Origin of the sequence: Kribbella sp. VKM Ac-2566, from assembly GCF_004366005.1 — a bacterium.
GTDB lineage: Bacteria > Actinomycetota > Actinomycetes > Propionibacteriales > Kribbellaceae > Kribbella > Kribbella pratensis.
This window is the reverse complement of sequence record NZ_SODT01000015.1, coordinates 391185-415737: the sequence shown is the minus strand read 5'-3', so window position 1 is coordinate 415737 and position 24553 is coordinate 391185. Positions and strand designations below refer to the sequence as shown.

25 protein-coding genes are annotated in these 24553 nt (G+C 68.5%); 10 read left to right on the top strand and 15 right to left on the bottom strand.

Annotated elements, in window-relative coordinates; translation table 11 throughout:
- Positions 1–116 precede the first annotated feature (116 nt).
- Both EV647_RS39070 and EV647_RS39065 read left to right on the top strand, forming a co-directional pair.
- Entirely contained in the window at positions 117–707 is a 591-nt protein-coding gene (locus EV647_RS39070; protein WP_238177612.1) for an RNA polymerase sigma factor, read from the top strand.
- Positions 694–1527 (top strand): hypothetical protein, encoded by an 834-nt coding sequence (locus EV647_RS39065; RefSeq protein WP_134012243.1) that lies wholly within the window; start codon positions 694–696, stop codon positions 1525–1527. Before EV647_RS39070 ends, EV647_RS39065 begins: the two co-directional genes overlap by 14 nt.
- Here the strand turns inward: EV647_RS39065 and EV647_RS39060 are convergent.
- Positions 1520–3925 carry a beta-L-arabinofuranosidase domain-containing protein gene (locus EV647_RS39060; RefSeq protein WP_134012241.1) on the bottom strand — a complete coding sequence of 802 codons (2406 nt, stop codon included), beginning with the start codon at positions 3923–3925 and terminating at the stop codon, positions 1520–1522. The two genes, EV647_RS39065 and EV647_RS39060, sit on opposite strands and share 8 nt — an antisense overlap.
- A 199-nt stretch (positions 3926–4124) precedes the next feature.
- Here EV647_RS39060 and EV647_RS39055 point away from each other — a divergent pair, with 199 nt between their 5' ends.
- Positions 4125–5108, top strand: coding sequence for a LacI family DNA-binding transcriptional regulator (locus tag EV647_RS39055; protein WP_134012239.1), 984 nt, complete (start codon positions 4125–4127; stop codon positions 5106–5108).
- On the opposite strand, the gene EV647_RS39050 is transcribed toward EV647_RS39055, so the two are convergent.
- Positions 5097–5579: a DUF1707 domain-containing protein gene (locus tag EV647_RS39050; RefSeq protein WP_134012237.1), complete on the bottom strand. Its 483-nt coding sequence runs from the start codon at positions 5577–5579 to the stop codon at positions 5097–5099. The two genes, EV647_RS39055 and EV647_RS39050, sit on opposite strands and share 12 nt — an antisense overlap.
- A gap of 198 nt (positions 5580–5777) precedes the next feature.
- On the opposite strand from EV647_RS39050, the gene EV647_RS39045 reads away from it, so the two are divergent.
- On the top strand, positions 5778–6410 hold the full coding sequence (locus EV647_RS39045) for a hypothetical protein (protein WP_134012235.1): 633 nt from the start codon (positions 5778–5780) through the stop codon (positions 6408–6410).
- 66 nt (positions 6411–6476) lie between these two features.
- On the opposite strand, the gene purL is transcribed toward EV647_RS39045, so the two are convergent.
- The 4 genes from purL to purS are packed head-to-tail and all read right to left on the bottom strand — an operon-like array spanning position 6477 to position 11713.
- Positions 6477–8738, bottom strand: a complete 2262-nt coding sequence (gene purL / locus EV647_RS39040) for a phosphoribosylformylglycinamidine synthase subunit PurL (protein ID WP_134012233.1) — start codon at positions 8736–8738, stop codon at positions 6477–6479.
- Between the two features lies 1 nt (position 8739).
- Positions 8740–10785: a hypothetical protein gene (locus EV647_RS39035; protein ID WP_238177611.1), complete on the bottom strand. Its 2046-nt coding sequence runs from the start codon at positions 10783–10785 to the stop codon at positions 8740–8742.
- The gene (gene purQ / locus EV647_RS39030) at positions 10785–11453 is read right to left on the bottom strand and encodes a phosphoribosylformylglycinamidine synthase subunit PurQ (RefSeq protein ID WP_134012229.1); all 669 of its coding nucleotides are present in this window, start codon (positions 11451–11453) and stop codon (positions 10785–10787) included. Before purQ ends, EV647_RS39035 begins: the two co-directional genes overlap by 1 nt.
- Positions 11450–11713 carry a phosphoribosylformylglycinamidine synthase subunit PurS gene (purS, locus tag EV647_RS39025; protein WP_134012227.1) on the bottom strand — a complete coding sequence of 88 codons (264 nt, stop codon included), beginning with the start codon at positions 11711–11713 and terminating at the stop codon, positions 11450–11452. The genes purQ and purS overlap by 4 nt, the downstream gene beginning before the upstream one ends.
- Before the next feature lie 112 nt (positions 11714–11825).
- On the opposite strand from purS, the gene EV647_RS39020 reads away from it, so the two are divergent.
- The 5 genes from EV647_RS39020 (at position 11826) to EV647_RS39000 (ending at position 15656) form a co-directional block, all read left to right on the top strand.
- On the top strand, positions 11826–12344 hold the full coding sequence (locus EV647_RS39020) for a PadR family transcriptional regulator (RefSeq protein WP_133785965.1): 519 nt from the start codon (positions 11826–11828) through the stop codon (positions 12342–12344).
- Complete coding sequence (locus tag EV647_RS39015; RefSeq protein WP_134012225.1) at positions 12344–13018, top strand: ABC transporter ATP-binding protein; 675 nt, start codon at positions 12344–12346, stop codon at positions 13016–13018. The genes EV647_RS39020 and EV647_RS39015 overlap by 1 nt, the downstream gene beginning before the upstream one ends.
- Positions 13018–14343 carry an FtsX-like permease family protein gene (locus tag EV647_RS39010; RefSeq protein ID WP_134012223.1) on the top strand — a complete coding sequence of 442 codons (1326 nt, stop codon included), beginning with the start codon at positions 13018–13020 and terminating at the stop codon, positions 14341–14343. The genes EV647_RS39015 and EV647_RS39010 overlap by 1 nt, the downstream gene beginning before the upstream one ends.
- A gap of 121 nt (positions 14344–14464) precedes the next feature.
- Positions 14465–15085, top strand: a complete 621-nt coding sequence (locus EV647_RS39005; protein ID WP_166680539.1) for a CDP-alcohol phosphatidyltransferase family protein — start codon at positions 14465–14467, stop codon at positions 15083–15085.
- A gap of 79 nt (positions 15086–15164) precedes the next feature.
- The gene (locus EV647_RS39000) at positions 15165–15656 is read left to right on the top strand and encodes a hypothetical protein (RefSeq protein ID WP_134012219.1); all 492 of its coding nucleotides are present in this window, start codon (positions 15165–15167) and stop codon (positions 15654–15656) included.
- Here EV647_RS39000 and EV647_RS38995 read toward each other — a convergent pair.
- Together EV647_RS38995 and EV647_RS38990 are read right to left on the bottom strand one after the other, a co-directional pair.
- Positions 15653–16528: a phosphoribosylaminoimidazolesuccinocarboxamide synthase gene (locus EV647_RS38995; RefSeq protein ID WP_134012217.1), complete on the bottom strand. Its 876-nt coding sequence runs from the start codon at positions 16526–16528 to the stop codon at positions 15653–15655. The two genes, EV647_RS39000 and EV647_RS38995, sit on opposite strands and share 4 nt — an antisense overlap.
- A 21-nt stretch (positions 16529–16549) precedes the next feature.
- Positions 16550–17611: an FAD-dependent oxidoreductase gene (locus tag EV647_RS38990; protein ID WP_134012215.1), complete on the bottom strand. Its 1062-nt coding sequence runs from the start codon at positions 17609–17611 to the stop codon at positions 16550–16552.
- A gap of 53 nt (positions 17612–17664) precedes the next feature.
- Between EV647_RS38990 and EV647_RS38985 the strand changes: the two genes are divergently transcribed.
- Positions 17665–18243: a TetR/AcrR family transcriptional regulator gene (locus tag EV647_RS38985; RefSeq protein ID WP_134012213.1), complete on the top strand. Its 579-nt coding sequence runs from the start codon at positions 17665–17667 to the stop codon at positions 18241–18243.
- On the opposite strand, the gene EV647_RS38980 is transcribed toward EV647_RS38985, so the two are convergent.
- The 7 genes from EV647_RS38980 to purB all read right to left on the bottom strand — a co-directional run bounded on the left by EV647_RS38980 (position 18227) and on the right by purB (position 24546).
- Entirely contained in the window at positions 18227–18649 is a 423-nt protein-coding gene (locus EV647_RS38980) for a hypothetical protein (RefSeq protein ID WP_134012211.1), read from the bottom strand. The two genes, EV647_RS38985 and EV647_RS38980, sit on opposite strands and share 17 nt — an antisense overlap.
- 142 nt (positions 18650–18791) lie before the next feature.
- The gene (locus tag EV647_RS38975; protein ID WP_134012209.1) at positions 18792–19052 is read right to left on the bottom strand and encodes a hypothetical protein; all 261 of its coding nucleotides are present in this window, start codon (positions 19050–19052) and stop codon (positions 18792–18794) included.
- A gap of 2 nt (positions 19053–19054) precedes the next feature.
- Complete coding sequence (locus EV647_RS38970; protein ID WP_134012207.1) at positions 19055–21061, bottom strand: glycosyltransferase family 39 protein; 2007 nt, start codon at positions 21059–21061, stop codon at positions 19055–19057.
- A gap of 1 nt (position 21062) precedes the next feature.
- Positions 21063–22292, bottom strand: coding sequence for a bifunctional glycosyltransferase family 2/GtrA family protein (locus tag EV647_RS38965; protein ID WP_134012205.1), 1230 nt, complete (start codon positions 22290–22292; stop codon positions 21063–21065).
- Between the two features lie 63 nt (positions 22293–22355).
- The gene (locus EV647_RS38960) at positions 22356–22748 is read right to left on the bottom strand and encodes a hypothetical protein (protein ID WP_130387968.1); all 393 of its coding nucleotides are present in this window, start codon (positions 22746–22748) and stop codon (positions 22356–22358) included.
- Between the two features lies 1 nt (position 22749).
- Positions 22750–23106: a hypothetical protein gene (locus tag EV647_RS38955; protein WP_134012203.1), complete on the bottom strand. Its 357-nt coding sequence runs from the start codon at positions 23104–23106 to the stop codon at positions 22750–22752.
- A 3-nt stretch (positions 23107–23109) separates the two neighbouring features.
- Positions 23110–24546, bottom strand: a complete 1437-nt coding sequence (gene purB, locus EV647_RS38950; protein WP_134012202.1) for an adenylosuccinate lyase — start codon at positions 24544–24546, stop codon at positions 23110–23112.
- Positions 24547–24553: the final 7 nt, after the last annotated feature.

Genomic DNA, 24553 nt, shown 5'->3' with positions numbered 1-24553 from the left:
GAACCCACACGGAAAGCTGCAGGAAGCTGCAATCTCGGCGGGGTGAAATGGGTGGACCGGCTGGTGGACATCCACCAGGTATGACGCTGATACCGATCGAGGCTCGGAGTGGGCCGGTGAGTGAGGGAGTTGTGCACGACCCACCACCAGATGCGCGCCGGGAGCGGTTCGAGCAGGTCTTTGCGACGCATCGGGAGGCGGTGCTCGGGTACCTGCGGCGCCGGACCGACAGCGGCCACGACGCCGCGGACCTGCTCGCCGACACGTTCCTGGTCGCCTGGCGCCGGCTGGACGACGTACCACTCGACCCGCAGACCAGACCATGGCTGTACGGCGTAGCGCGCCGGGCGCTCGCCAACCACCGCCGCGGTGAGGGCCGCCGGCACGCACTGGCGACCAAGCTGCGTGGCGAGCTCAGTGACGCCGAACCGGTGCACCCGCTACTGGACGACACTCCCGCGGCACGTGCCTTCCGCGCACTGCCGGAGCAGGACCGGGAGCTGCTGTCACTGGTTGCGTGGGAGGAACTGGACACAGGTCAGATAGCCACAGTCCTCGGCATCTCACGCAACGCCGTACGCATCAGGCTGCACCGCGCCCGGAAGCGGTTCGCCAAGCTGCTCACCGCCCCACTCGCGAACCGCACCGTGGTCGCTGTCAACACTGCGTCCACCCTGAAAGAAGGGGTTCCCCATGAAGACGCATGACATCGACGCCGCTGTCCGCGGCCTCAACCCGCACCAGTCCACCGACCGCGTCTCCGACAACGCCTGGGATGAGCTGGCCGACGCGGTCACCACGGACGAGTCAGCTCCGGTAGTACGCCCCCTGCGCCGCTCGCATCCGCGCCGGCTCGTCCTGGCCGCTGCCTGCACGTTGCTGATCGGCGGTGTGGTCGCGGCGACCGTGGTCAACCGCCCCGACCAGAGCCAGCCGCAGGCGCTGTCCTTCACCGAACGCGGCGACAAGCTGATTGTCCGGGTGGTCGACGCGAACGCGGACCCGAAGCGGTACAACGCCGAGTTCAAGAAGATGGGCCTGGACGTGACGGTCCTGAGCGTCCCGGTCAGCCCGCCGTGGGTCGGCAGGATGATCAGCTTCACCGGCCGCAACGACAAGGACATGAGCCAGCTCAGGATGCTGGAGCCGGGTGAACAGTGCAACGGAACGCTGAACGCCGCGGACCCGGGCTGCCAGGAGGGTGTCGAACTGCCGAAGAACTACGACGGCAAGACCGAGATCCAGTTCGGCCGCGTGGCGAAGCAGGGCGAGCGCTACTTCCACACCTCGTCGTCGGCGACGGACAAGGGTGAGGTCTTGGCCGGGCTGACGGTGAAGAACAAGACCATCGACCAGGTGCTGCCGCTGGTCAGGTCCCGCGGTGTCCGCGAGATCGAGTACCTGACCAGCAACGGTTCCAACCAGGAGCCGGTGAAGTCCCCGCCCGGCAACTGGTACGTCGAAGATGCCTCCGCCTACGCAGAGGGCGAGGTCTCCTTGTACGTCAGCCCGACACCGGTCAAGTAACCAGGAGCTGCAACAAGCCTCCGGAGTACGTCGGACGCAGTACGGCCTCCACCCGGACGTACTGCGTCCGCACCGGTGTGAACGTCGTCGTGTTGAGCCGGTCCACCGCTACGTCGTACGGCGTGGTGTTCTGGACCGGCCGCCACGTCTCACCGTCCAGCCACAGCACTTGCCACGACTGAGGGACACGACATTGACCGGAGCCGGTGTCGTCGAACCAGTACGCCGAGACCTCAGACAGCTCGCGTACCGAGCGCAGGTCGTACTCGATCCATTCCGTCGTACCGCGGCGGTCCCACCAGGTGAAGCGCGGAATCGACGTGTCTGCGGAGGATTCCGGCGTACGTCCGGAGTCCGGTGCCTCGAGCGAGTCACCGTCGTTCACGTGGGACGCGGTGATCCTGGTGCGGTAGCTCCACTCCTTGCCGTCTGCAGCGACCTGGGGGAACGACGTGACCCGCAGGCGGGCCGCACCCATCGGTATGAGGGTCACGGTCTCCACAGGCTCGTCCGACTTCGCCGGCCCCGGCTGAAGCAGTCCGACCACGTCCTCGGTGTCTGTCTCCCACTGCGGGATCCGCCGGGCCAGTGTGGTCAGTGCGAGCGGCACTCCGTCCGTCGTGAACGGGTTGTCGCCCGCCTCGCGTCGTACGAGGTTGATCGGCGCGTCAGCGACCAGACCGTAGTTCCACGGCGATTCCGGGTAGACGGAGAGTTCCGGCCACTCGTCGGTGCCGCCGATGCGCTCATAGCGTTCGTCGATCTGCAGCGAGTAAGTCAGTGGGCCGCGGTCGACGGACACCGAGTGCTGATTGTCGTCCCACACGCGCGTCGTGGTGCGCATCGGCAGGGTGAGTTCGACGCGATCACCTGTATGCCAGGTGCGGTCCAGCTTCATCCAGTCACCAGACGTCTGCACCTGCTGCCCGTTGACCTTCACAGTAGCGTCCTGCGCCCAGCCCGGACGCCTTAAGTAGAAGGGGAATCGGACCGGTCGTCGCGTCTGCATCGTGAACGTCATGGTGTCCGAGAACGGGTACTCCGTGTCCTGGACGACACTGACGGTCTCACCAGCTCCGACCGTCGCAGTCACCTTACTGGCGGCGTACATCGACGCAGCGAGCCCGTTGTCCGTCGTGGCCAGCCAGAGCTCCTGCACGTAGTACGGCCAGCCCATGCCGTAGTTGTGCGGGCAGCAGCGGTACTGATGTACGCCGTACTTGTAGGCCTGCATCGGGAACGGGTTCTGGAACTGCCCGTGCTTCGGCCGGTCGTCGAGCTGCACGCTGTTGGCACAGGTGATGTAGTGCATAACCTGCTGCTGCGGGTCGTACGACGCCGGCAGCGAGTTGAACGCCAGCTCCTCACACATGTCCGTCCACGCGACGTCACCGGTGAAGCGGGTGAGCATCTCGCAGCTGTGCATCAGCTCGACGATCCCGCACGTCTCGAACCCCTGTCGCGGGTCACCGAACCCGGGCCGTGAGTTCTCGTCCCCAGCGAACCCGCCACCCGGGAACTGGCCGTACAACCCCATGACCGTCGCATAGTTCCGGTACGTCGCGTCTCGGTGCTTGGCGTCCCCGGACAGCAGCCAGTACTGCAGCGGCTCCCGGAAACCCTGCGCCAGGTTGACGTTGTGCCAGTTGGGAATGCCGCTGACGTAGTCCGCGGACCCGTTGTGCATCTTCGTCACCAGATCGAGCAACCACTGCTCTCCGGTGCGGTTGTAGAGCCAGTACGCGCTGTCGATGTTGTCGCCCCAGCGGAACGCACCCCACGACCGGTTGAACACCTCCGGCGGCTGCGTGTTCTGGAACCGCAGGTACTTCGTCATGAACGGAATGACCCGCTCGTCACCGGAGTACTCGTACCAGGACCGGAACGCGGCGAGCAGCGGCATACCCGGCCAGAAGTCCGGCCCGTTCTCCAAGGAGGTCCGCAACCGCTCCGGACCGAACCACCCGTCGGCTGCTTGTGTCGCGAGGATCCCGTCCATCCACCGCTGTGTCCGGGTCAGTACGCCGCTGTTGCCCGTGACGTAGCCGAGGTCGCCGAAGCCACGGAGCCAGTAGGGCAGCTCCTCCCAGGCTCCCTGTGCGGGGTCGACCCAGCCGTTGGTCTCGTACACCAGGAAGTCCGAGATCTCGTCGTACCGGCCGCAGAGCCCGTCGACCTGCAGGGCGAGCTGCTGCGCCAACCAGCCGCGCGGCTCGATCGCACCGGGCGGGAGCTTCTGGAACGGGACCGGTCGGAGCGGGGCCCGCTGTGGGACGTACTGCCCGCCGCGGCCGACCGGCGGTCCGGAGGGTCGGGCGGCTTCGGCAGGAGCCGGGTCGAGGGCAGTCACGACTGCCGCCGTGGCGAGGGAGACAGCAAGGAAGTCACGTCGGGGCATTCCTTCTGGAGTGGGTTCAGGCATGGTGAGGCCTTTCGAGTGACGGGGGCGGACATCACTGCGACGGAAAGACCGCACACGTTTTCCGTCGTTGACAACGTAGGACTGGCAGCGGCGCCGGTCAAGATCAAAGTGCAGGTCAGCAAGGTCTGCAGGGCAATCCTGATACGCTTCGCCCAATGACCGGAAGGAAACAAGGATGAAGAGGCCAGGCGTGCGGATGGTGGACGTTGCCGCGCTCGCCGGGGTGTCCGCCGGGACCGCGTCGAAGGCCCTCAGCAACACCGGCCAGCTGAGCCAGGAGACCAGAGACCGGGTACGTCGGGCCGCCGCGACGCTCGGGTTCACGCCAGATGCCCGCGGTCGGGCGCTCTCGTCCGGCCGGACGTACACCGTGGCACTGCTGACCACCGACAGCTCGGGTCGCTTCAGCATCCCGATCATGCGCGGTGTCGAGGACGTGCTCAGCGCGGGTGAGCTGGCGACCGTCCTCTGCGACACCCGCGACGACCCGCTGCGCGAGCAGACCTACCTACGTTCCCTCGTCGCGCGCGGCGTCGACGGCATCGTCGTCACCGGCCGCCGGACCGAGCCGCGGACGCGCATCGACGTACCGCTGCCGGTTGTGTACGCGCTAGCCGCCTCAACCGACCCGACCGATGCCTCAGTGATCGTCGACGACGCGGGAGGCGCCGCCGCCACGATCACCCACCTGCTCCGACTTGGCCGCACCCGCATCGCCCATGTCACCGGCCCCGCACACCACCGCTCCGCCGCCGAACGCGCCCAGGCCGTCACCGCAACGGCCGGCACCGCCCTCTGCGGCGAGCCGCTCTACGGCGATTGGAGCGAACGCTGGGGCCGCCAAGCCACGGATCTGGTACTGCGTCAGAACCCGGACGCGATCAGCTGCGGCAGCGACCAGATCGCCCGCGGTGTCTGCGATCGCCTCCGCGAACTCGGCCGCTCGGTCCCCGAGGACATCGCGGTCACCGGCTACGACAACTGGCCCGTCATGGCGCTCGCCAGCCGCCCGCCGCTCACCACCGTCGACCTCCGCCTGGAAGACCTCGGCCGCCGCGCCGCCACGCTCCTACTGGAAGCAATCGCCGGCAAGCCGCACCACGGCGTACTGGAACTCCCCACGCAACTGATCACGCGCGAGTCGACTCTAGGAACCTGACTCCCGCCGCGGCTTTGAAGCCCACCGGTACGCGTACGCGACCCAAACCACCGCCGGTACGCCGAAGATCGCCGCCGCAATCTCCCGCCCGAACACAAGCAACAACAACCCTGCCAACACGAACGGCACCGCCAGCCACACAGCCCCGGCAAACGCCGCCCACCGCCACCGGCCTGGCTTGCGCGGCACCGGCCTGTAGAGCGCCGGGGTAGGCAGGCCGGCGAACACGGGCTGCAGATCGCCGTGCGTGACGGCCCGGTTCAGCAGATCGACGCGGCGGTGCAGCTCGTCCTCGTCGAGTCGCCCGATCGCGAACTGCTCGGCCAGCTCGTCGGTGCAGACGCGCCGCTCCTCGTCGGTGAGCCGGATGTTGACCATCCGCCGCCGGGCCGCGACCTCCCGCGCCTCCTGACCGGCCGCCGTGGCAAAACCGATCAGATCGGCCGGTTTCACCGGTCGCCGCTCCGCCATCCGCCTCACCTCACACTCGTCCCTCCGAGTGTGCCAGACGTCCTGGAAGGCGTCTTCTGACGCCGCATCGGGCGCACTTGGTTGCCGGGTACGGCGGAGACGCTGATCACAGATCCGGCACTCAACGTCGCGTCGCCACCGAGTCATCTCTGATCTCGACGGGCCGAACGGGCCACCCTTGACGATGGAGACAACATTATGAAGAAGACCCTCACCGCTCGCGTTCTGGCCGGCGCCGCGATCATCGGCGCCGCGGGGCTGGTCCTCGGGATCGCGCCGAGCGATGCCGCCGTCCCGGCCCGGACCGCCGCCGTCACCACGCACGCCAGGCCGGCACTCAAGCCGGCGAGCCTGCACTTCAGCTACAAGTGCTGGGGCGTCGGGAGCCACTGCAACGTCGCGGTGTACGCGCCGACGGGCTGGAAGTTCGCCCAGCTCAGCCGGGAGCAGGCGAAGTTCACCGACAGCTCGAACACGTGGATGCTGCGCGTGAACGGCGGCCTCGGCGGCAAGGTCAGCACGAGCCGCGCCGCCGACCAGCGGGTCCACGCTCTGCACGGCGTCGCCGGCTTCAAACTGAAGTACCGCGGCAACGGCAGCACGGCGTCGAAGGTCGTCTGGGACGCGCCGCGCGTCGCCTACACGCAGATCACCTACACCTACCGCGACGGCGCCCGCGGTCAGCGGTGGGTCACCACCCGCTTCGTCGACACCTACGAGAACGGCCGCCGCGCGTACATCGAGATCACGGTCGCCGGCCGTCCCCAGGACCAGGCCGGACTCAGCAAGGTGCTGACCGAGGCGACCCAGCGGGTGGCGCTGGTCGGCTGACATCCGCACCGCAGCGAACCACGGCCAGGTGACCCGGGCACCAGCGGCGCCCGGGTCACACAACCGTCAGTTGAGGACGGACGGCAGGGTTGCCGTCCAGGCCTCGCGCAGCTCGGTCAACGGGACCTCGAACTGGTCCTGGACGTCGAGGGTGTCGCCGGTGATGACGCCGATCTTCGCGTGCGGGAAGCGGCGGGCGGTGCACATGTCGGTGAACCGCACCTCCTCGGTCCGCGGTACGGCGACGACCGCACGGCCGGCCGACTCCGCGAACAGGAACAGGAACGGGTCGAGACCGTCCGGGGCCCACACCCGCGCGCCGACACCGCCGCGCAGCGCGGACTCGACCAGCGTCTGCGCGACGCCGCCGTCGCTGACGTCGTGCGCCGCGTCGATCAGCCCGTCACGGGACGCGTTGATCAGGATGTCGGCCAACTGCTGCTCCGCCGCCAGGTCCACCGCCGGCGGCCGCCCGCCGAGGTGGCCGTGGACGACGTGCGCCCACTCGGACCCGGACAGCTCCTCCTCGGTCTCACCGAGCAGGTACAGCTGGTGGCCCTCCATCTCGGGCGTGAACCCGATCGGCGTACGGCGGGTGACGTCGTCGATCACGCCGAGCACACCGACCACCGGGGTCGGCAGGATCGCGGTCTCGCCGGTCTGGTTGTAGAACGACACGTTCCCGCCGGTGACCGGGATGCCGAGCTCCTTGCACCCGTCGACCAGGCCGCGGATCGCCTCGGTGAACTGCCACATCACCGCCGGGTCCTCGGGCGAGCCGAAGTTCAGGCAGTCGGTGACCGCGGCCGGACGGGCGCCGGTGGTCGCGACGTTCCGGAACGACTCGGCGAGCGCGAGCTTGGCGCCGGTGTACGGGTCCAGCTTGGCGAACCGCCCGTTGCAGTCGGTCGACACCGCGACGCCGAGGCCGCTGGTCTCGTCGACCCGGATCATCCCGCTGTCCTCGGGCTGCGCAAGCACCGAGTTGCCGAGCACGTACCGGTCGTACTGGTCCGTCACCCAGGACTTGTCGCACAGGTTCGGCGAGGCGACCAGCTTCAGCAGCGTGTCCCGCAGCTCCGCGCCATTGCTTGCCCGCGGCAACTTCTCGGCACCGTCGGCCTGCAGCTCGTCCTGCCAGGACGGCCGCTCGTACGGGCGGTTGTACGCCGGACCCTCGTGCGCGACGGTCTCCGGCAGTACGTCGACGACCCGCTCGCCGTGCCAGTCGATCTCCAGCCGCCCCGTGTCGGTCACCTCACCGATCACGTCGGCCTGGACGTCCCACTTCTCGCAGATCTTCAGGAACGCCTCGACGTTCTCGGGGGTGACGCAGGCCATCATGCGTTCCTGCGACTCGCTCATCAGGATCTCTTCGGGCGACAGCGAGGCGTCCCGCAGCGGCACCTTGTCCAGCGACACCCGCATGCCGCCGTCGCCCGCGCTCGCGAGCTCGGAGGTCGCACACGACAGACCGCCACCGCCCAGGTCCTGGATGCCCTCGACGACGTTCGCGGCGAAGAGCTCGAGCGTGCACTCGATCAGCAGCTTCTCCATGAACGGGTCACCGACCTGGACCGCCGGACGCTTGGTCGGGCCGCCCTCCGCGAAGGTCTCCGACGCCAGCACCGACACGCCGCCGATACCGTCGCCGCCCGTCTTGGCGCCGTACAGGATCATCTGGTTGCCGACGCCGGTCGCGTTCGCGAGGTGCAGGTCCTCGTGCCGCATCACGCCGACGCAGAGCGCGTTCACCAGCGGGTTGCCCAGGTACGTCGGGTCGAAGACGACCTCGCCGCCGATGTTCGGCAGCCCGAGGCTGTTCCCGTAGCCGCCGACGCCGGACACGATTCCCGGCAGCACGCGCTTGGTGTCCGGTGCGTCCAGCGGGCCGAAGCGCAGCGGGTCCATCACCGCGACCGGGCGGGCGCCCATCGCGATGATGTCGCGGACGATGCCGCCGACCCCGGTCGCCGCGCCCTGGTACGGCTCGACGTACGACGGGTGGTTGTGCGACTCGACCTTGAACGTGACGGCGTACCCCTCGCCGATGTCGATGACGCCGGCGTTCTCACCGATACCGGCCAGCATCTTCCCGGCCGGCGTCTCCTGCGGGATCTCGCCGAAGCGCTTCAGGTGCACCTTGGACGACTTGTACGAGCAGTGCTCGCTCCACATCACCGAGTACATCGCCAGCTCGCAGCTGGTCGGGCGCCGCCCGAGGATGTCCCGGATCCGCTGGTACTCGTCCGGCTTCAGCCCGAGCTCAGCCCACGGCTGCTCGACTTCCGGGGTACTCGTAGCGTTGCTGACGGTGTCGGTGGACACGTTACGACTCCTGCACTAGGTGGGACTCAGGTGAAACGGTAGCGGGCTGGTGAGAAGCCATCAGATGGGCCACCAGCAGTGGTACGGCGAAACCGGCCATGATCGCGGGCAGTGCGACGCCGGCGTCGTTGAGGAGCATGCCGACGAGGCCGCAGGTGGACAGCGCCACCAGAGTCGGACGGACCATCGGGAAGCTGTCGTAGAAGGCGCGGTACGACTCGGACGGCACGTGCTGTGGCATGAGCGTGGCCAGCATGCAAAGGACGACAGCGATGAGCATGGCCCAGCCGGCCGGCCCGCTGAAGAACTGCACTGCCATCTCCAGCTTGCGGATCAGTACGTCGCTGACGTCGCCGTCGAGGAGGCGGGCGACGAACGCGCCGAAGTGACTGCGCTGGTCCGGCGGACGCAGGTAGTCGAGGAAGGCGACCGCAGAAACCACCAGTACGCCGGCCACGCCCACACCGATCAGTGCGCGCAGTGAAATGCTCCCGCGCCACGTCAACCAGGCCATGAGCAGCACGGCCGGAGTCAGCGCGATGATGCCCCCGAAGTCCGTCCCCCAGCCCGGCTTGCCGTCCACAACGATCGCAGCACCGCCGACGACCAGTACGGCGATCGCAGCCTGCACCCTGCTCTTGCTGATGAGCTTCTGTGCCGCGAAGCCTGCAGCGACGAGTGCTCCGACCGCCAGCGTCGCAAAGGTGGAGTTCCCGAAGCCGTAGAAGCGCCCACCGATCACAGGCCCGTCAGCGAACATGCTGCCGACCTGCAGCGGCGTACCGAGCACGCCGTCGACCAGCAGGATCAGGTACGCCGCCATTGCGAGTCCGAGGTACGCGTACTTCTTCAGCATGACCTGTGCCACCAGAGCAGCTAGCGCACTGATCCCGATCGTCACGCAGTACAAGGAGAAACCAGGTGACGGCCAGCGCCACCAGACGGTCAGTGTGGACAGGAAGACCGCCAGGTAGAACCCGCCCTGCATCAGCAACGTGAACACCGCGGTACGACGGGACGCGGGCGATCGCCGGAACAAGAACCAGAGCAGCGCGAGCACCTCGGCCGCAACGATCGTCAGCGAAACCGCGAACAGCATCGGCCGTGGCTGCTCGAACCGCTGGTTGGCGTCCAGCCGGTCCTCGATGACGGCTGCCGCGTCGGTGTGACGGTCTCCCGTGAAGTGGATCTCGTTACCGTCCAGCGGACCTGCGTCAGCTGACCCCGCCGGGTCGACGTTCGCCGGAGTCCGGCCCCTGAGGACAGTCGCTGTCACATCGGTGAGCTGGATGAGCCCCGGACGCCGGGTGCTGTCGCTGGTCAGCCAGCGCGGTCCGTTGTCCGGTGGTAGCTGCATGGCGACCAGCGGCTCCTGGCGCGCGTTCGCGAGCTCCTGGCTGACTCCGACCAGCAGGACCCAGCCACCGGCCGCACGGGCCTGCGTAACCAGCTGAGCGACCTTCTGGCGCGCCTCCGCCCGCCCTTCCCGTGGCGGCAGCGCACCAGCGTCGACGATCGCGTCACGGCAGTCCGGCTTCGCCAACTGGGAAGCGTCGAACTCAGGCTGCCAGTTGCTGACAGTGCCGTCGGTCCGGGCCAGCGCGATCGCAGCTCCCGGACCGAAGCCGCAAATGGGGTACCCGGTCTGGCCGAGGCGGCCGATCGGTGCGCCCGTGTGATGCTCGGCCTGGCGGTCGACGTACGTCTGCCAGCCACTCACCCTGCCGTTGGTCACCGCGGGTAAGTCACCGCACGACTGGTCGGCCACGCTCCCCCACGACCGGGTGCCGGCGCTGATCGTCAGCCACCCGTCGATCGGACAGGTGTGCGGCCCGGCCGTCTTCACCGAGATCGAGCCCACGTGCGACTGGTTCACCAGCGCGGTCAGCTCCGGCGACGCCTTCACGTCGTTCCAGGTCAGTCCGGGTACGCCGATGACCACGACCTTCGCGAACAGACTGGTGGGCTGCGCGGCCGCCGTACCGCTGCTCAGGAGCAGGACCGTCGCCGTGAGCAGGATGGCGCGGACCAGCCCGGTGAACCTCATCAGGAGGCGACGACGGCCTTCAGCACCGAGGTGAAGAAGCCCAGGCCGTCCGTGGTCGGGCCGGTGAGTGTCTCGACGGCGTGCTCCGGGTGCGGCATCAGGCCGACCACGTTGCCGCGCTCGTTGCTGATACCGGCGATGTCGCGGTACGAGCCGTTCGGGTTGCCCAGGTAGCGGGCCACCACCCTGCCCTCACCCTCCAGCCGGTCCAGCGTCGCCTCGTCGGCGACGAACGAACCGTCCTGGTTCTTCAGCACGATGGTGATCTCGTGGTTCGCGTCGTAGTCGCTGGTCCACGCGGTGCTGTTGTTCTCGATCCGCAGCGCCTGGTCCTTGCAGACGAACTTACGGTGGTGGTTCTTGATCAGGGCGCCGGGCAGCAGGTGCGACTCGCACAGCACCTGGAAGCCGTTGCAGATGCCGAGCACCGGCATCCCCTGGCCGGCCCGCTTGATGATGGTCTCCATCACCGGCGCGAACCGCGAGATGGCACCGGCCCGCAGGTAGTCGCCGTACGAGAATCCGCCGGGCAGGACGACCGCGTCCACACCGTGCAGGTCCGCGTCGCCGTGCCAGAGCGCGACCGCCTCGGCGCCGGCCACCGCAGCCGCGCGGCGGGCGTCCGCGTCGTCCAGCGAGCCCGGGAAGGTGACGACCCCGATCTTCACTGCGCGTCCTCTTGGCCGTTCTCCACGTGCAGCGTGTAGTCCTCGATCACCGGGTTGGCCAGCAGCGTGTCGGCGGCCTTCCGGATCTCGGCGACCCGTTCATCGGTCGCCTCACCGTCCAGGGTGATCTCGAAGCGCTTTCCCTGCCGGACGTCGGCCACGCCGTCGAAGCCGAGCCGGCCGAACGCGCCGTGCACCGCCTTGCCCTGCGGGTCGAGGATCTCGGGCTTGAGCATGACGTCGACGACAACGCGAGCCACTGACTACTCCAGGTTCGTTGCGGGGTGACGGCTGAATCCTACCGACCGCGGCGTGGATTGCCGCATCCTGGACTATTCACTGAGTACATACACGCGGTGTATAGTTCTGGCCGTGGCCACTGCTGAGCTCGTCCTCGGGCTGCTGTCCGCCGGCCCGGCGCACGGGTACGACGTGAAGCGGGGCCATGACGCCTGGTTCCCGGACAGCCGGCCGCTCGCCTTCGGACAGGTGTACACGACCCTCGGGCGACTGGAGCGCGACGGACTGGTCGAGATCGTCGACAAGACCTCCGGCGGCGGACCGGACCGGACGGTCTACGCGCTGACGAGCAAGGGCCGCGACCACCTGAGCGACTGGCTCAACGACCCGGTGCCGCCGGCCTGGGGAAGCGCCGACGAGGTACTGCGGAAGCTCGTGGCAGCGATCCGGACCGGAGGCGACGCGGCGGGGTTCCTCGCCCGCCAGCGCGCCAGCCACCTGCGCCGCATCCGTGAGCTGCGCGAGACCCCGGCCGACGACGACCCGACCTCGCCGCTGGTTCGCGAGTACATCGTGGCCCATCTGGACGCCGACCTGCGCTGGCTGGACGGCGCACTGGACCGCATCTCCGAGCAGAGGGGGACTCGCTGATGAATGCTGCTCTGGAACTGGAACGAGTCGAGTACGCCTACCGGCGGAACACGGCCCTGCGCGGCGTCAGCCTGCAACTCAAGCCGGGCGAGGTCGTCGCGGTGACCGGTGCGAGCGGATGCGGCAAGTCGACGCTGCTGCACTGCGCGGCCGGCATCCTCACTCCGGACGCCGGTGCTGTGCACGTGGACGGCCAGGACCTGGCTGCTCTGCCGGAGGAGCAGCGTGCGGCGCTCCGGCGTACGAAGGTCGGCATCGTGCTGCAGTTCGGTCAGCTGGTGCCGGACCTGCCACTGGTCGACAACGTGGCGCTGCCGCTCCTGCTGGGTGGCCATGAGCGCGGTGAGGCACACAAGGCCGCAATGAACTGGCTGGACCAGGTAGGCATCGCCGACGACGCCGACGCGGTTCCGGGCGAGCTGTCCGGCGGCCAGACGCAGCGTGCTGCGGTAGCGCGCGCACTGGTCACCGGTCCGTCCGTGGTACTCGCCGACGAGCCCACCGGCAGCCTGGACAGTCGGGCCGGCCAGGAGCTGCTCGACGTACTGCTCGAGGCTGCCCGCTACCGCGGTGCCGCTCTGCTGATGGTGACCCACGACAACCTGGTGGCGGCGTCGGCAAACCGCGAGATCCGGCTGCGCGACGGCCTGATCCAGCACGAGGTGTCACTCTGATGACACTCGAGACGCTGGTGCAGCTTGCGCGCTCACGGACGCCGGCGGACCGCAGCCGGGTCCAGCTGGCCACTGCAGCGCTCGCATTCAGTGGAGCCCTGCTGCTCGGCGCACTGCGCATCGCCCGCCTGGGCAAAGGTGAGCTGAGCAACGATGTCTACAGCAACTACGTCGCCGAGAGCGGCCTCCGGTCCGGGCTGATCGCGATCCTGATCATCCTGGCCGCACTCACCGGGGGCCTCGCGGTCCAGGCCTTACGACTCGGTACGGCGGCCCGCGAGCGGCGGCTGACTGCGCTACGACTGGCAGGCGCGTCCCGGAAGCAGCTACGGCAGCTGACCGTCACCGACGCTGCCATTGCCGGTCTGGCCGGTGGACTGCTCGCTGGACCTGCCTACCTGATCCTCAGCCTGCTCTTCGGCGCACTGCCATTGATGGCTCGGGTCCTGCCCGGCGCGGAACTGATGGACGCGGTCCTGTGGATTCCCGTGGTTGTGATGATGACGGCAGCCGGGGCGGTGATCGGAAGTCTCCTGCACCGAGACGGGCCCGTCTCGAGGCAACCACAGTCCGTGGCGCAGCGTCGTACCGGCATCATCGCTGGACCGGTACTGATCGCGCTCGGCCTGCTCGCCTCGCCCTACGCGGGCTACGTGGGGTCCACGATCCTGCTCGCCGGCCTGGCGCTCTTCTTCCTGAGCACCTCCGGAGTCTGGATCCGCGGGTTGGGGCGGCGGCTGCAGCGGTCCGGAGACCCGGCCAACCTGCTCACCGGCCTCCGCCTGGTGACCGACTCCCGGCCCGCCTCCCGGATCTGCATGCTGCTGGGGTGCTGCGGCTTCCTCGTCGGCACCATGGTGAACGGGATCGCCGGCGTCCAGGCCGATGCCGAGCTGGACGGTACTCACACGTTCTACGACACCGGGTTCGGGCTGACGATCGCCGGACTCGTTCTGGTGGTGCTGACCGCGATGGCCGCGCTGATCGTCGGTGTCGCGGACCAACTGGTCGACCAGCGCCGCCAGTTCGCCAGCCTGACCGCACTGGGTGTGGACCTGCCGTTCCTTCGCCGGGTCATTCGCCGCCAGTTGACCGCGGTCGCGGCTCCCGCACTGGCCGTCGGTCTGCTGTTCGGCACCGTGACCGGCATCAACCGAGTAGCCGGCGGTGCGGTCGAGCCGTTCGAGCCGGGGACGTTGCTGCTCGCGGCGATCCTGACGATCGCAGGCTGGCTCCTCGGTCACCTCGGCGGCGCCGCCGCCGGTTTCCTGCTTCGCAACCAACTCCGGGACGCACTCGATCCCGAGAACCTAAGGGCGGCCTGATGACTGTGCATTTGGCCGGGCCTCCGGCGCCGGCGTGGTCATGGGCCTTCGGCTCCCGGCCTTCCCTCGTCGCTTCGGTCGCTTCGCTCCCTACGCTCCTCAGTCCAGGCCGGGAGGGCCCATGACCTCACTACCGTTGGAAGTCCGGCCTGCATTGTTGCTCGCGATACCGAACCGGATCACGTTGGTTCGGACCGTGATCGCGATGGCGCTCGCCACGTACGCTTTCCAGACCGGCGAGCTGCTCTGGTTGGTGATCGGGTATGTCGCCTACTGGTTCGGCGACAGTCTCGACGGCTGGGTGGCGCGCCGCCGGAACGAGGAGTCGCTGTCCGGTGCGGTGTTCGACATCGTCTGCGACCGGGCCTGCTCGTTCCTGCTGGCGGCCGCGTTCATGGCGACGTACCCGGACACGATCGGCCCGTTGGCGCTCTACCTGGTGCAGTTCGGCGTACTGGACACCATGCTGACGTTCTCGTTCCTGCTCTGGCCGTGGATGCTCAGCCCGAACTACTTCTACAAGGTGGACCGGCCGATCTACGTCTGGAACTGGTCCAAGCCCGCCAAGGCGATGAACACCGGCGCCGTGGTGGTCTCGCTGATCGTCGCCGGTCGGACCGGCGCACACTGGCTGCCGTACGCCGTCGCGATCGCGGCCCTCGCGGTCAAAGTGGTCTCGTCGTACCGCCTGATCGAGATCCTCTGCGGCCGTCGCGCCGCCGCGCCGGGCGAGGCACGATGACGGGGTGGACCCTGGACTACCCCTGGAAGGGGGCCTGAGTTCCGTGGCAATGGCCGGGATCACGCTTAGCCTCGGTGTCATGTGGGTGTGGCAACTGGCACTGGCGGTGGGCTTCGGCATCGGCTCCGCGGTCGTACCGTTCATGAACGCGGAGGCGTACGTCCTCGCGCTCGGCGCCACGCATGCCCTGAACCCGGTGGTCGCCGCGATCGGCGTCTCGATCGGGCAGACCATCGGCAAGGTCGCGATGTTCCTCGCCGTCCGCTACCGCCCCGGATATGCAGCCCGCAAGACCAAGAAGGAACCCAGGCCGGTCAATCTGGACACCCGCTGGGGCCGCTTCGTCCAGTGGAACCGCGACCTCAGCAAACGCCTCATGGACGCCATGAGCGACAGCCGCTGGGGCGCCCCGGTCACGCTCCTGAGCGCTTTCGTCGGCATCCCACCGCTGTACGGCGTGGCGCTCATCGGCGGCGCCTCGCGGATGCGAACCGTCGTTTTCACGCTGTCGGTCCTGGCCGGCCGCAGTGGCCGCTTCATCCTGCTCGCGCTCGGCGTGGGGCTGTTCTAACCCTCGAACTTCCGCCCGGTCAGCTGTTCGTACGCCGCGATGTACGACGATCTGGTCCGCTCGACGACCTCGTCGGTCAACGGCGGCGGCGCTTCACCCGACGTGCGGTCCCAGCCGGACTCGAACTGCAGCCAGTCGCGGACGATCTGCTTGTCGTACGACGGCTGCTGCTTGCCCGGCGCCCACTGGTCGGCCGGCCAGAACCGGCTCGAGTCGGGGGTCAGCACCTCGTCGGCCAGCACGAGCGTCCCGTCCGCGCGGGCGCCGAACTCGAACTTCGTGTCCGCCAGGATGATCCCGCGCTCCTCGGCCATCGCCCGCGCCGTCGTGTAGATCTCGAGCGTGGTGTCCCGCAGGACAGCCGCCGTGTCCGCGCCGACGGTCGCGACCACCACGTCGTACGACACGTTCTCGTCGTGCTCGCCGAGCTCGGCCTTCGTGGCCGGCGTGAAGATCGGGGTGTCGAAGCGGGAGCCCTCGACGAGGCCGCCCGGCAGCGGGATCCCGCAGACCGCGCCGGTGGCGTTGTAGTCGACCAGTCCGGTGCCGCTCAGGTACCCGCGGGCCACGCACTCCACCGGGTAGATCGCGAGCTTCTCGCACACCACGGCCCGTCCGGCGACCTCGGCCGGCACGTCCGTGGAGATGATGTGGTTCGGCACGTCCAGCTGCTCGAACCACCACAGGCTCATCGCGGTGAGCACCTTCCCCTTGTCGGGGATCACCGATTCCAGGACCCAGTCGAAGGCGCTCATCCGGTCGGTCGCGACCATCAGCAGGTCGCCGGACTCGAGCTCGTACAGGTCCCGGACCTTGCCGGAGTGGAGGTGCTTCGCACCGGGAATCTCAGGCGCCTGCGGAAGTGTGGTCACGGGCCTGATTGTTCCATCCGCCTACTTGCGGGCCCGCAGGGCCACCAGTTTCCCGCCGACGGTGAACAAGGCGTCACGGATCGCGCAGAGCAGTGGGTTCTCGGTCTGGCCGAGGCGGCCGACGCTGCGGGAGCGCTTCACGAGCTTCGTCGTCGCGGGCCGTCGTTCGGCGTCGTACGCCGTCAGCGCCGCCGGCAGATCGCTGGTCCGTCCGAGGTGCCGGGCCAGCGCACCGGCGTCCTCGATCGCGGAGCAGGCGCCGCGGCCCAGGTTCGGTGTCATCGCATGCGCCGCGTCGCCGAGCAGCACCACCCTCCCCTGCACGAACGGCACCAGAGGCAAGGTCAGGTCGTAGATGTCGTTCTGCAGGATCTTCTCGCTGCCCGCGATCAACTGCGGCAGCGGATCGTGCCAGCTCTCGAACACCGTCGGCTCGCTCTTGGTACCGGCCGGCTGGTTTGCCGTCGCGTACCAGTAGAACCGCCCGTCGATCAGCCGCGCGAACCCGAACAGTTGCCCGCGCCCCCAAGTCTCGCCACCGCCGTCGTCGAGGTCCACATCGGCGATTCCCCGGTACGCCGTGAACCCGGAGTACCGCGGTCCCGCGTACTGCGGATACAGCGCTCCACGCACCACGCTCCGAATCCCGTCGGCAGCCACCAACAGCTCCGCCCGCAGCTCACCGTTGACCGTGACACCGTCCGCATCCTGCGTCACCGTCCGTACGTCGTACCCGGTCCGAACCGTCACCGCGGGGCCGAACTCGGCCGTGATCAGGTCGTGCAGCTGCGCGCGGTGGATCATCACCGGGAGCTCCATGCCGAGATCGGCCGCACCGACCACCCAGCGACCGTCGGGCTTGCGCATCCCGGCCGGCTTGGACTGCACCGACGCCTTCTCGACCCCCTTGACCCCGAGCTCCTCGAGCACGGCGACCGCCGACGGCCAGACCGAGATACCGGCCCCGACCTCACCCAGCTCCGGAGCACGCTCCAGAACTGTGACCTGCCAGCCACGCCGTTGCAGCGCGACAGCAGCCATGACCCCCCCGATACCCGCCCCGACCACGATCGCCGTACTCATGCGATTGACTCTACATCTGTAGAGTTCAGCTGGGAAGTGCGAGACTGTGCGACGTGACGAAGACGGCTCCGCGGGGGGCGGATCGGCAGGACGCCATCGCGGACGCGGCGATCCGTCTCGTTGCGACCCGCGGACTGCGCGGGCTGACGCATCGCGCCGTCGACGCCGAGGCGGGCCTGCCGCCGGGCTCCACGTCGTACTACCTGCGGACGCGGAACGCCCTGCTCACCGCGTGCGTGAGCCGGATGCTCACCCGGGACGTGGCCGGGATGCCGCCGCCCGGTGCGGATCCGGTCGAGCTGATGGTGGCGATGACGGTGGGACTCGCGCAGGATCGGCCGGACGATCTGGTCGCGCGGTACGAGTTGTCGCTGGAGGCGAGCCGTCAGCCCGAACTGCGGGCTGCGATCGACGCAGGCGGCCGGCAGTTGCGGGCGATGCTCACGCAGTTGCTGGCCGGACTCGGCGTACCCGATCCGGAGGCGGCCGCGTGGCCGGTCGCCGCGATGCTGGACGGACTCATGTACGACCGGGTCGCCGGGACCGGCACAACGCTCTCACCAGAAGCGTTCGAGGCCGCCGTACGACGCTCTGTCACGGCGCTGATCGCCGGACTCAGAGACGGTCCGTGACCGCGATGAACGTGAAATAGCAGACACCGACCAGCATGCCCACGTGGCCGAGGACGGACAGGCCCGCACCGGAACCCCAGGCGTCACTCTGCGCATCCTCGGAGTGCTTGCCTCCGCTCGGCAGCCAACGGGCCAGAAGCAACAATCCGATGACCGTCAGCAACCACCAGCCGGCCAGTATGACCAGGGCGACCCCCCGCCGACCGGTGACCAGGGCAACGACCCAGCCGATCAGCGTGATCACTCCGACCACGGTGTGCAGCCGCAACAGCGTTGCGGAGTACCCGTGCCGGCCGGCACCGTGACCGGTGCCGTCGACAACAGTCCCGCCGAGCCGGACGCGCGTGATCAGTACGACGACCGCTCCGAGCGCGGTCAGGAACCAGGTGACGTTCGACCATTCCACGCACCGATCCTTACCCCTCCCGATGGGCAAGTGAACCATTCAGCGTGTCGTCCCACCCACCTCACCACCAACTTTGTGCCCCCACCAACCAGATTTCAGCGTGCAGAATGGTCGGTGGGGGCCCAAAGTTGCCTTGAGGGGGTCAGCGGTTCGGGGCTGTGCCTCCTTGGGGGAATCCGCCGCGCAGCCCACCGAACTGACCCTGCTGATTGCTCGTGCCGTCCCACGAGTGGCCGACTGCCATGCCGCCGAGGAAGGCCAGTACGGCGAGGATCGAACCGGCGCCGGCGAGCATCAGATTGCTTGGGCGCCCACCAGGCTGCGCGACCTCCGGCTGCTGGGCCGGCGGGTTGTTCTGGGCAGCATGTGCCGCCTGGAACTGGGCTTCCGCGGACTGTGTCATCTTCATGCTCCTGTTCCGGTGGAAAGGTCGTAGACGGTGGTGCTGCCGACGGTCTGGGACTGGAAGTTCTCGCTGACCCAGGTAGCGATCTCACTCGAGGTGCCGTTGCGGCCGCCCATCATCCCGCCGCCACCACTTCCGACGAAGTAGTGAATCTTGCCCTGAGCAACCAGTTCCTTGAACTCGTCGAGCGACGGCGCCGGGTCGGTCCCGTTGAACCCGCCGATCGCCATGATCGGTTCGCCGGACGCGATCTGAAGCGGTGCCGCACCGTTCGCGGTGACTGCCGCCGCGGCCCAGGCGTATCCCTTCGCGCCCTGCTGCAGCAGCGTCACCAGTTCGCTGGAGACTCCACTGATCCCGCCACCACCAAGGAACCCGCCCATACCGCCACCACCAGGACCCGCCTGTCGCGTAGTACCGGTGCCCGGCTGCTGCGTCGTACCGGTGCCGGTCTGGCCGGGCGGCATACCCATCCGGCCGCCGCCGAAGCCACCGCGCAGGCCGCCCATGCCACCGGCACCCGAGGGGCCGGCGGAAGGTAGTGCACCGGCGTGCGCCGCACTGATCGTCTCGACGGAGTACGCCGTCGGTCCGGCCAGCGCACTCACCGCGAGCAGTGTCGCCGCGAACAGCCCGGCCCGCCGAGCCGCCGTACGGTGCAACTTCAACTCAGGCAGGACCATCAGCACCCCGGCTGCCACCACACCGGTGGCCAGAACCACCCAGCGCAGCCACGGCTGCCACGTCGGAGTCTGGTTCAGCAGCGCGAAGCTCCACCCAGCCGTCAGCAGGATCCCGCCGGCCAACGTGGTCCGCGGCAACCATTCCGTACGTCGCTTCCAGAGCATCGCCATCGCCGCACCGATCAGCGCGCCGATCGCCGGTGCCAGCGCGATCATGTAGTAGCTGTGGATGATGCCCTGCATGTAGCTGAACACCAACCCGGTGACGACCAGCCAGCCACCCCAGAGCAGCGCGAACGCCCGTGTCCGATCGGTCCGCGGTGCTTTGCCCGAGGCAACGACCAGCACGATCGTCGCGAGCAGGGCAGCCGGCAGCAGCCATGCGATCTGCGACGCGAACTCACCGCCGAACAGGCGCTGGACACCAGCCGCCCCACCCCAACCGGGGTTGCCTGCCCCGCCACCGACCGAGCCGGTCTCGTTGCCGCTCAACCGGCCGAGTCCGTTGTAGCCGAGGGTCAACTCGAGAATGCTGTTCGTCGACGACCCGCCGATGTACGGTCGCGCCGAGGCCGGAATCAGCTCGACGATCGCGACCCACCAGCCGGCGCTCACGATCAGCGAAACAGTCGCCAGCACCAGGTGCATGAGACGCTTCCCCAGCGCCGGCTTCCCCGCGACCAGGTGCGCGATCCCGAATGCCGGCAGGATCAGGAACGCCTGCAGCATCTTCGTCAGGAACCCGAACCCGACCAGCGCACCGGCCAGGATCATCCATCGCGCCGAGTGCTTCACAGAGTCGATCGCCCGTGTCACGGCCCACGCACCGGCGCAGAGCAGCAGGATCAACAGCGCGTCCGGGTTGTTGAACCGGAACATCAGGACTGCGACCGGCGTCACCGCGAGGATCGCTGCGGCGAGCAGGCCGGCGTTCGCGGAGAACCAGCGCCGTACGGCGACGTACACGAAGCCGACGCTCGCGACGCCCATCAGCGCCTCGGGTACCAGCATGCTCCAGGTGTTGAAGCCGAAGATCCGCCCCGACAGCCCCATCACCCACAGCGAGGCGGGGGTCTTGTCGACGGTGATGAAGCTGGAGGAGTCGAGCGACCCGAAGAACCAGGCCTTCCAGCTCGTCGACCCGGCCTGCACCGCGGCGGCGTAGTACTCGTTCGCGTAGCCGTTCTTGGACAGGCCCCACAGGTACGCGATCGCGGTCAGCACCAGCAGCCCGCCGTACAGGACCTTGTCCTTCCCGAGCGTGTACTGCGTTGTGATCGCCCGAGGTCTTGTCGCCTCGACGGGATCGGTGAGGGTTGCCATATCAATTGCTCCGGGTGTTTTCGAGAACCGCTGGGGGTTCGAAGGCGGGCAAGGTCGGTGCGTCGTCGTCGAAGACCCAGGCCTGGAAGAGGCTGAACCGGACGACGGTGGCGGCCAGGTTCGCGATGGTCAGGACGGTGATCTCGACCGCTTGGTGCGGCGCAGAAACCCCGTCGTACATGCCGTGCAACAGCCAGAGCGACGCCGCGGTCAGGCTCCAGCCGATCCCGAAGGTGACCAGACCGCGCAGGTGATGCCGCCAGCGGCCTTCGATCCCGCGCACCCCGAACGTGATCCGGCGGTTGAGCGCGGTGTTGCCGACCGCGGTGATCAGCAGTGCCAGCAGGTTCGCGACCTGGGCCGGCAGGCCCTGGCGCAGCACGAGATACAGCAGCGCGTACGCCGCCGTACTCAGCACCCCGACCGCGCAGAACCGCAGCACCCGCGCGGCCAACGCCGTACGCGGATCGAGAATGCGCGGCCGGCCGTGCTTCTGCCGGATGGCCTCCAGGTCGACGCGGTTGCGCATCAGCCGGGCGATCCCCCGCAGGTCCTCGTCCACCGTCTTCGCGATCGCGACCCGGGAGTCCAGGTCGTCGACCCAGTCCACCGGTACTTCGTGGATCCGCAGCCCGGCCTGCTCCGCGAGCACCAGCAGCTCGGTGTCGAAGAACCAGCTGGTGTCCTCCACCAGCGGCAGCAGCTCGCGCGCCACGTCGGCGCGGATCGCCTTGAACCCGCACTGTGCGTCGGAGAAGTGCGCATTCAACGTTGCCTGTAGCAACAGGTTGTACGAGCGCGAGATGAACTCCCGTTTCGGCCTCCGAACCACCCGGGAGCTCTTCGCCAACCGGGTGCCGATGGCAACGTCACTGTGCCCGGCGAGCAGCGGCGCGACCAGCGGCAGCAGCGCGTTCAGGTTGGTGGACAGGTCGACGTCCATGTAGGCGAGCACCTCGGCGGTGCTGGCGGACCAGACCTGCTTCAGCGCGCGGCCGCGCCCGGACTGCTCGAGCCGGACCACCCGGACCCCGGGCAGCTCGGCGGCGAGCAGCGTACCGATCTCATAGGTCGCGTCCGTACTTCCGTTGTCCGCGATGCAGACCTCGGCCGGAAACGGGAAAGCGGTGTCGAGGAACTCCCGCAACCGTCTGATGTTCGGTCCGAGGTCGTGTTCCTCGTTCTTGACGGGTACGACGATCTCGACCCGAGGATGACCTGGAATCTGCATGCCACCGATGCTGGTCGGTGAACCTGAGTCAGCCCCTGTGCGTGGCTGGCAGTTCCCTGGGACCTACCGGGTGCGACGGAGCCAGAGCAGCCCCAGTACTGGCAGCACCAGCGGTACGAAGCCGTACCCCTGCCCGAAGTGCGACCACACGGTCGCGTCCGGGAAGTCGTCGGGTACGGCGTAGCTGAAGGCGCCGATCGCGATCACGCCGGCCAGCTCGATCGCGATCGCGGCCGTGGCGACCTTGCGCGACACCACGGTCGCCTTCGCCAGCGCGAACGTCGCGGCGCAATAGATGACCGCGGCAACGGCCGACAACAGGTACGCGATCGGGGCGTCGCCGAACTTGGTCGCGATCTGTACGCCGGCCCGTGCGGTCGCGGCCAGCGCGAACACGCCGTACACCGCGATCAGGATCCGTCCGGGCCCGTGCTTCGTGGCCGCCGGATCGGTCATGTCAGACCGCCCAGAGGTCGTGCAGCCGTAGCTCGAGGATCGGGATCACCAGACAGGCGATGGCCAGCGCTCCGGCACCCCAGCGGCTGCTCTCGGCCAGCGCCCAGAACGCCCCGATCGGCAGGATGATCAGCGACCCGATCAGATACCCGATGAAGAACGGCCCGGACACGTCACGGTCGGTCCCGGCGTACTGCACGATCCCGATGACCAACTGCGCGATCAGCCCGACCTCGACAACTCCGACCGCGCCCAGCACGGTCCAGTCGATCCGCTTGTCCCGCGCCGCCAGTACAACGGCGTACGCCATCGCAAGCAGCGCCAACGCGACAAGAAACCAGGTGAGCGGTGCGAACACGAGTTAGAGGATGTCACCCGGGGTGTAGGCGGCTGCTTCCGGGTGGCGCTTGGCGAGTTCGTCGATCTTGGCGACGACCGCGGCGACCTGGGCGACGGCCGCGCCGGTGAAGGACAGTGGTTCGCCGACGATGCCGACGATCTGCTCCTCGGTGAGGCCGAGGCGGCCGTCGGCGCCGAGGCGGTGGAACAGGTCGTTCGCGGGCAGGCCCTTGCGCAGGTCGAGCGCGGTGGCGACCGCGTGCTCCTTGATCACCTCGTGCGCGGTCTCCCGGCCGACGCCGTTCTTCACCGCGGCCATCAGCACCTTGGTCGTGGTCAGGAACGGCAGGTACCGCTCGAGCTCACGCGACACGACGGCCGGGTAGACCCCGAACTCGTCCAGCACGGTCAGGAACGTCTCGAACAACCCGTCGAGCGCGAAGAACGCGTCCGGCAACGCAACCCGCCGTACGACGGAACAGAAGACGTCGCCCTCGTTCCACTGGTTGCCGGCCAGCTCGCCCGCCATCGACGCGTACCCACGGAGGATCACCGCGAGACCGTTGACCCGCTCGCAGGACCGGGTGTTCATCTTGTGCGGCATCGCCGAGGAGCCGACCTGGCCCTCCTTGAAGCCTTCGGTGACCAGCTCGTGCCCGGCCATCAGCCGGATCGTGGTCGCCAGGCTCGACGGCCCCGCGGCCAGCTGCACCAGCGCGGACACGACCTCGTAGTCGAGCGACCGCGGGTACACCTGGCCGACGCTCGTCAGCGTGTGGCCGAACCCGAGGTGCTGGGCGATGTCCTGCTCCAGCTCCTCCAGCTTGGCCGGGTCGCCGCCGAACAGGTCCAGCATGTCCTGCGACGTACCCACCGGGCCCTTGATGCCGCGCAGCGGGTACCGCTCGATCAGCTCCTCGATCCGGGCGACCGCGACCAGCAGCTCGTCGGCGGCCGACGCGAACCGCTTGCCCAGCGTGGTCGCCTGCGCGGCCACGTTGTGGGAGCGGCCGGTAAGCACCAGCGCCGCGTGGTCGGCCGCCAGCTGGCCCAGCCGTACGGCGGTCGCCACCGCACGGTCCCGGACCAGTTCCAGGCCGGCGCGGATCTGGAGCTGCTCCACGTTCTCGGTCAGGTCACGACTCGTCATCCCCTTGTGGATGTGTTCGTGCCCGGCGAGCGCGCTGAACTCCTCGATCCGCGCCTTCACGTCATGCCGCGTGACCCGCTCGCGGTCCGCGATCGACGCCAGGTCTACCTGGTCGATCACCCGCTCGTAGTCCTCGACGACCCCGTCCGGAACCTCGACCCCGAGCCGGCTCTGGGCCTTCAGTACGGCGACCCAGAGCTTCCGCTCGAGCACGATCTTGTGCTCCGGTGACCACAGCTCCGCCATCGAGAGACTGGCGTAGCGCGCGGCGAGAACGTTGGGGATCCGGGGTTTGGTCACGAACCCCATTCTCCCA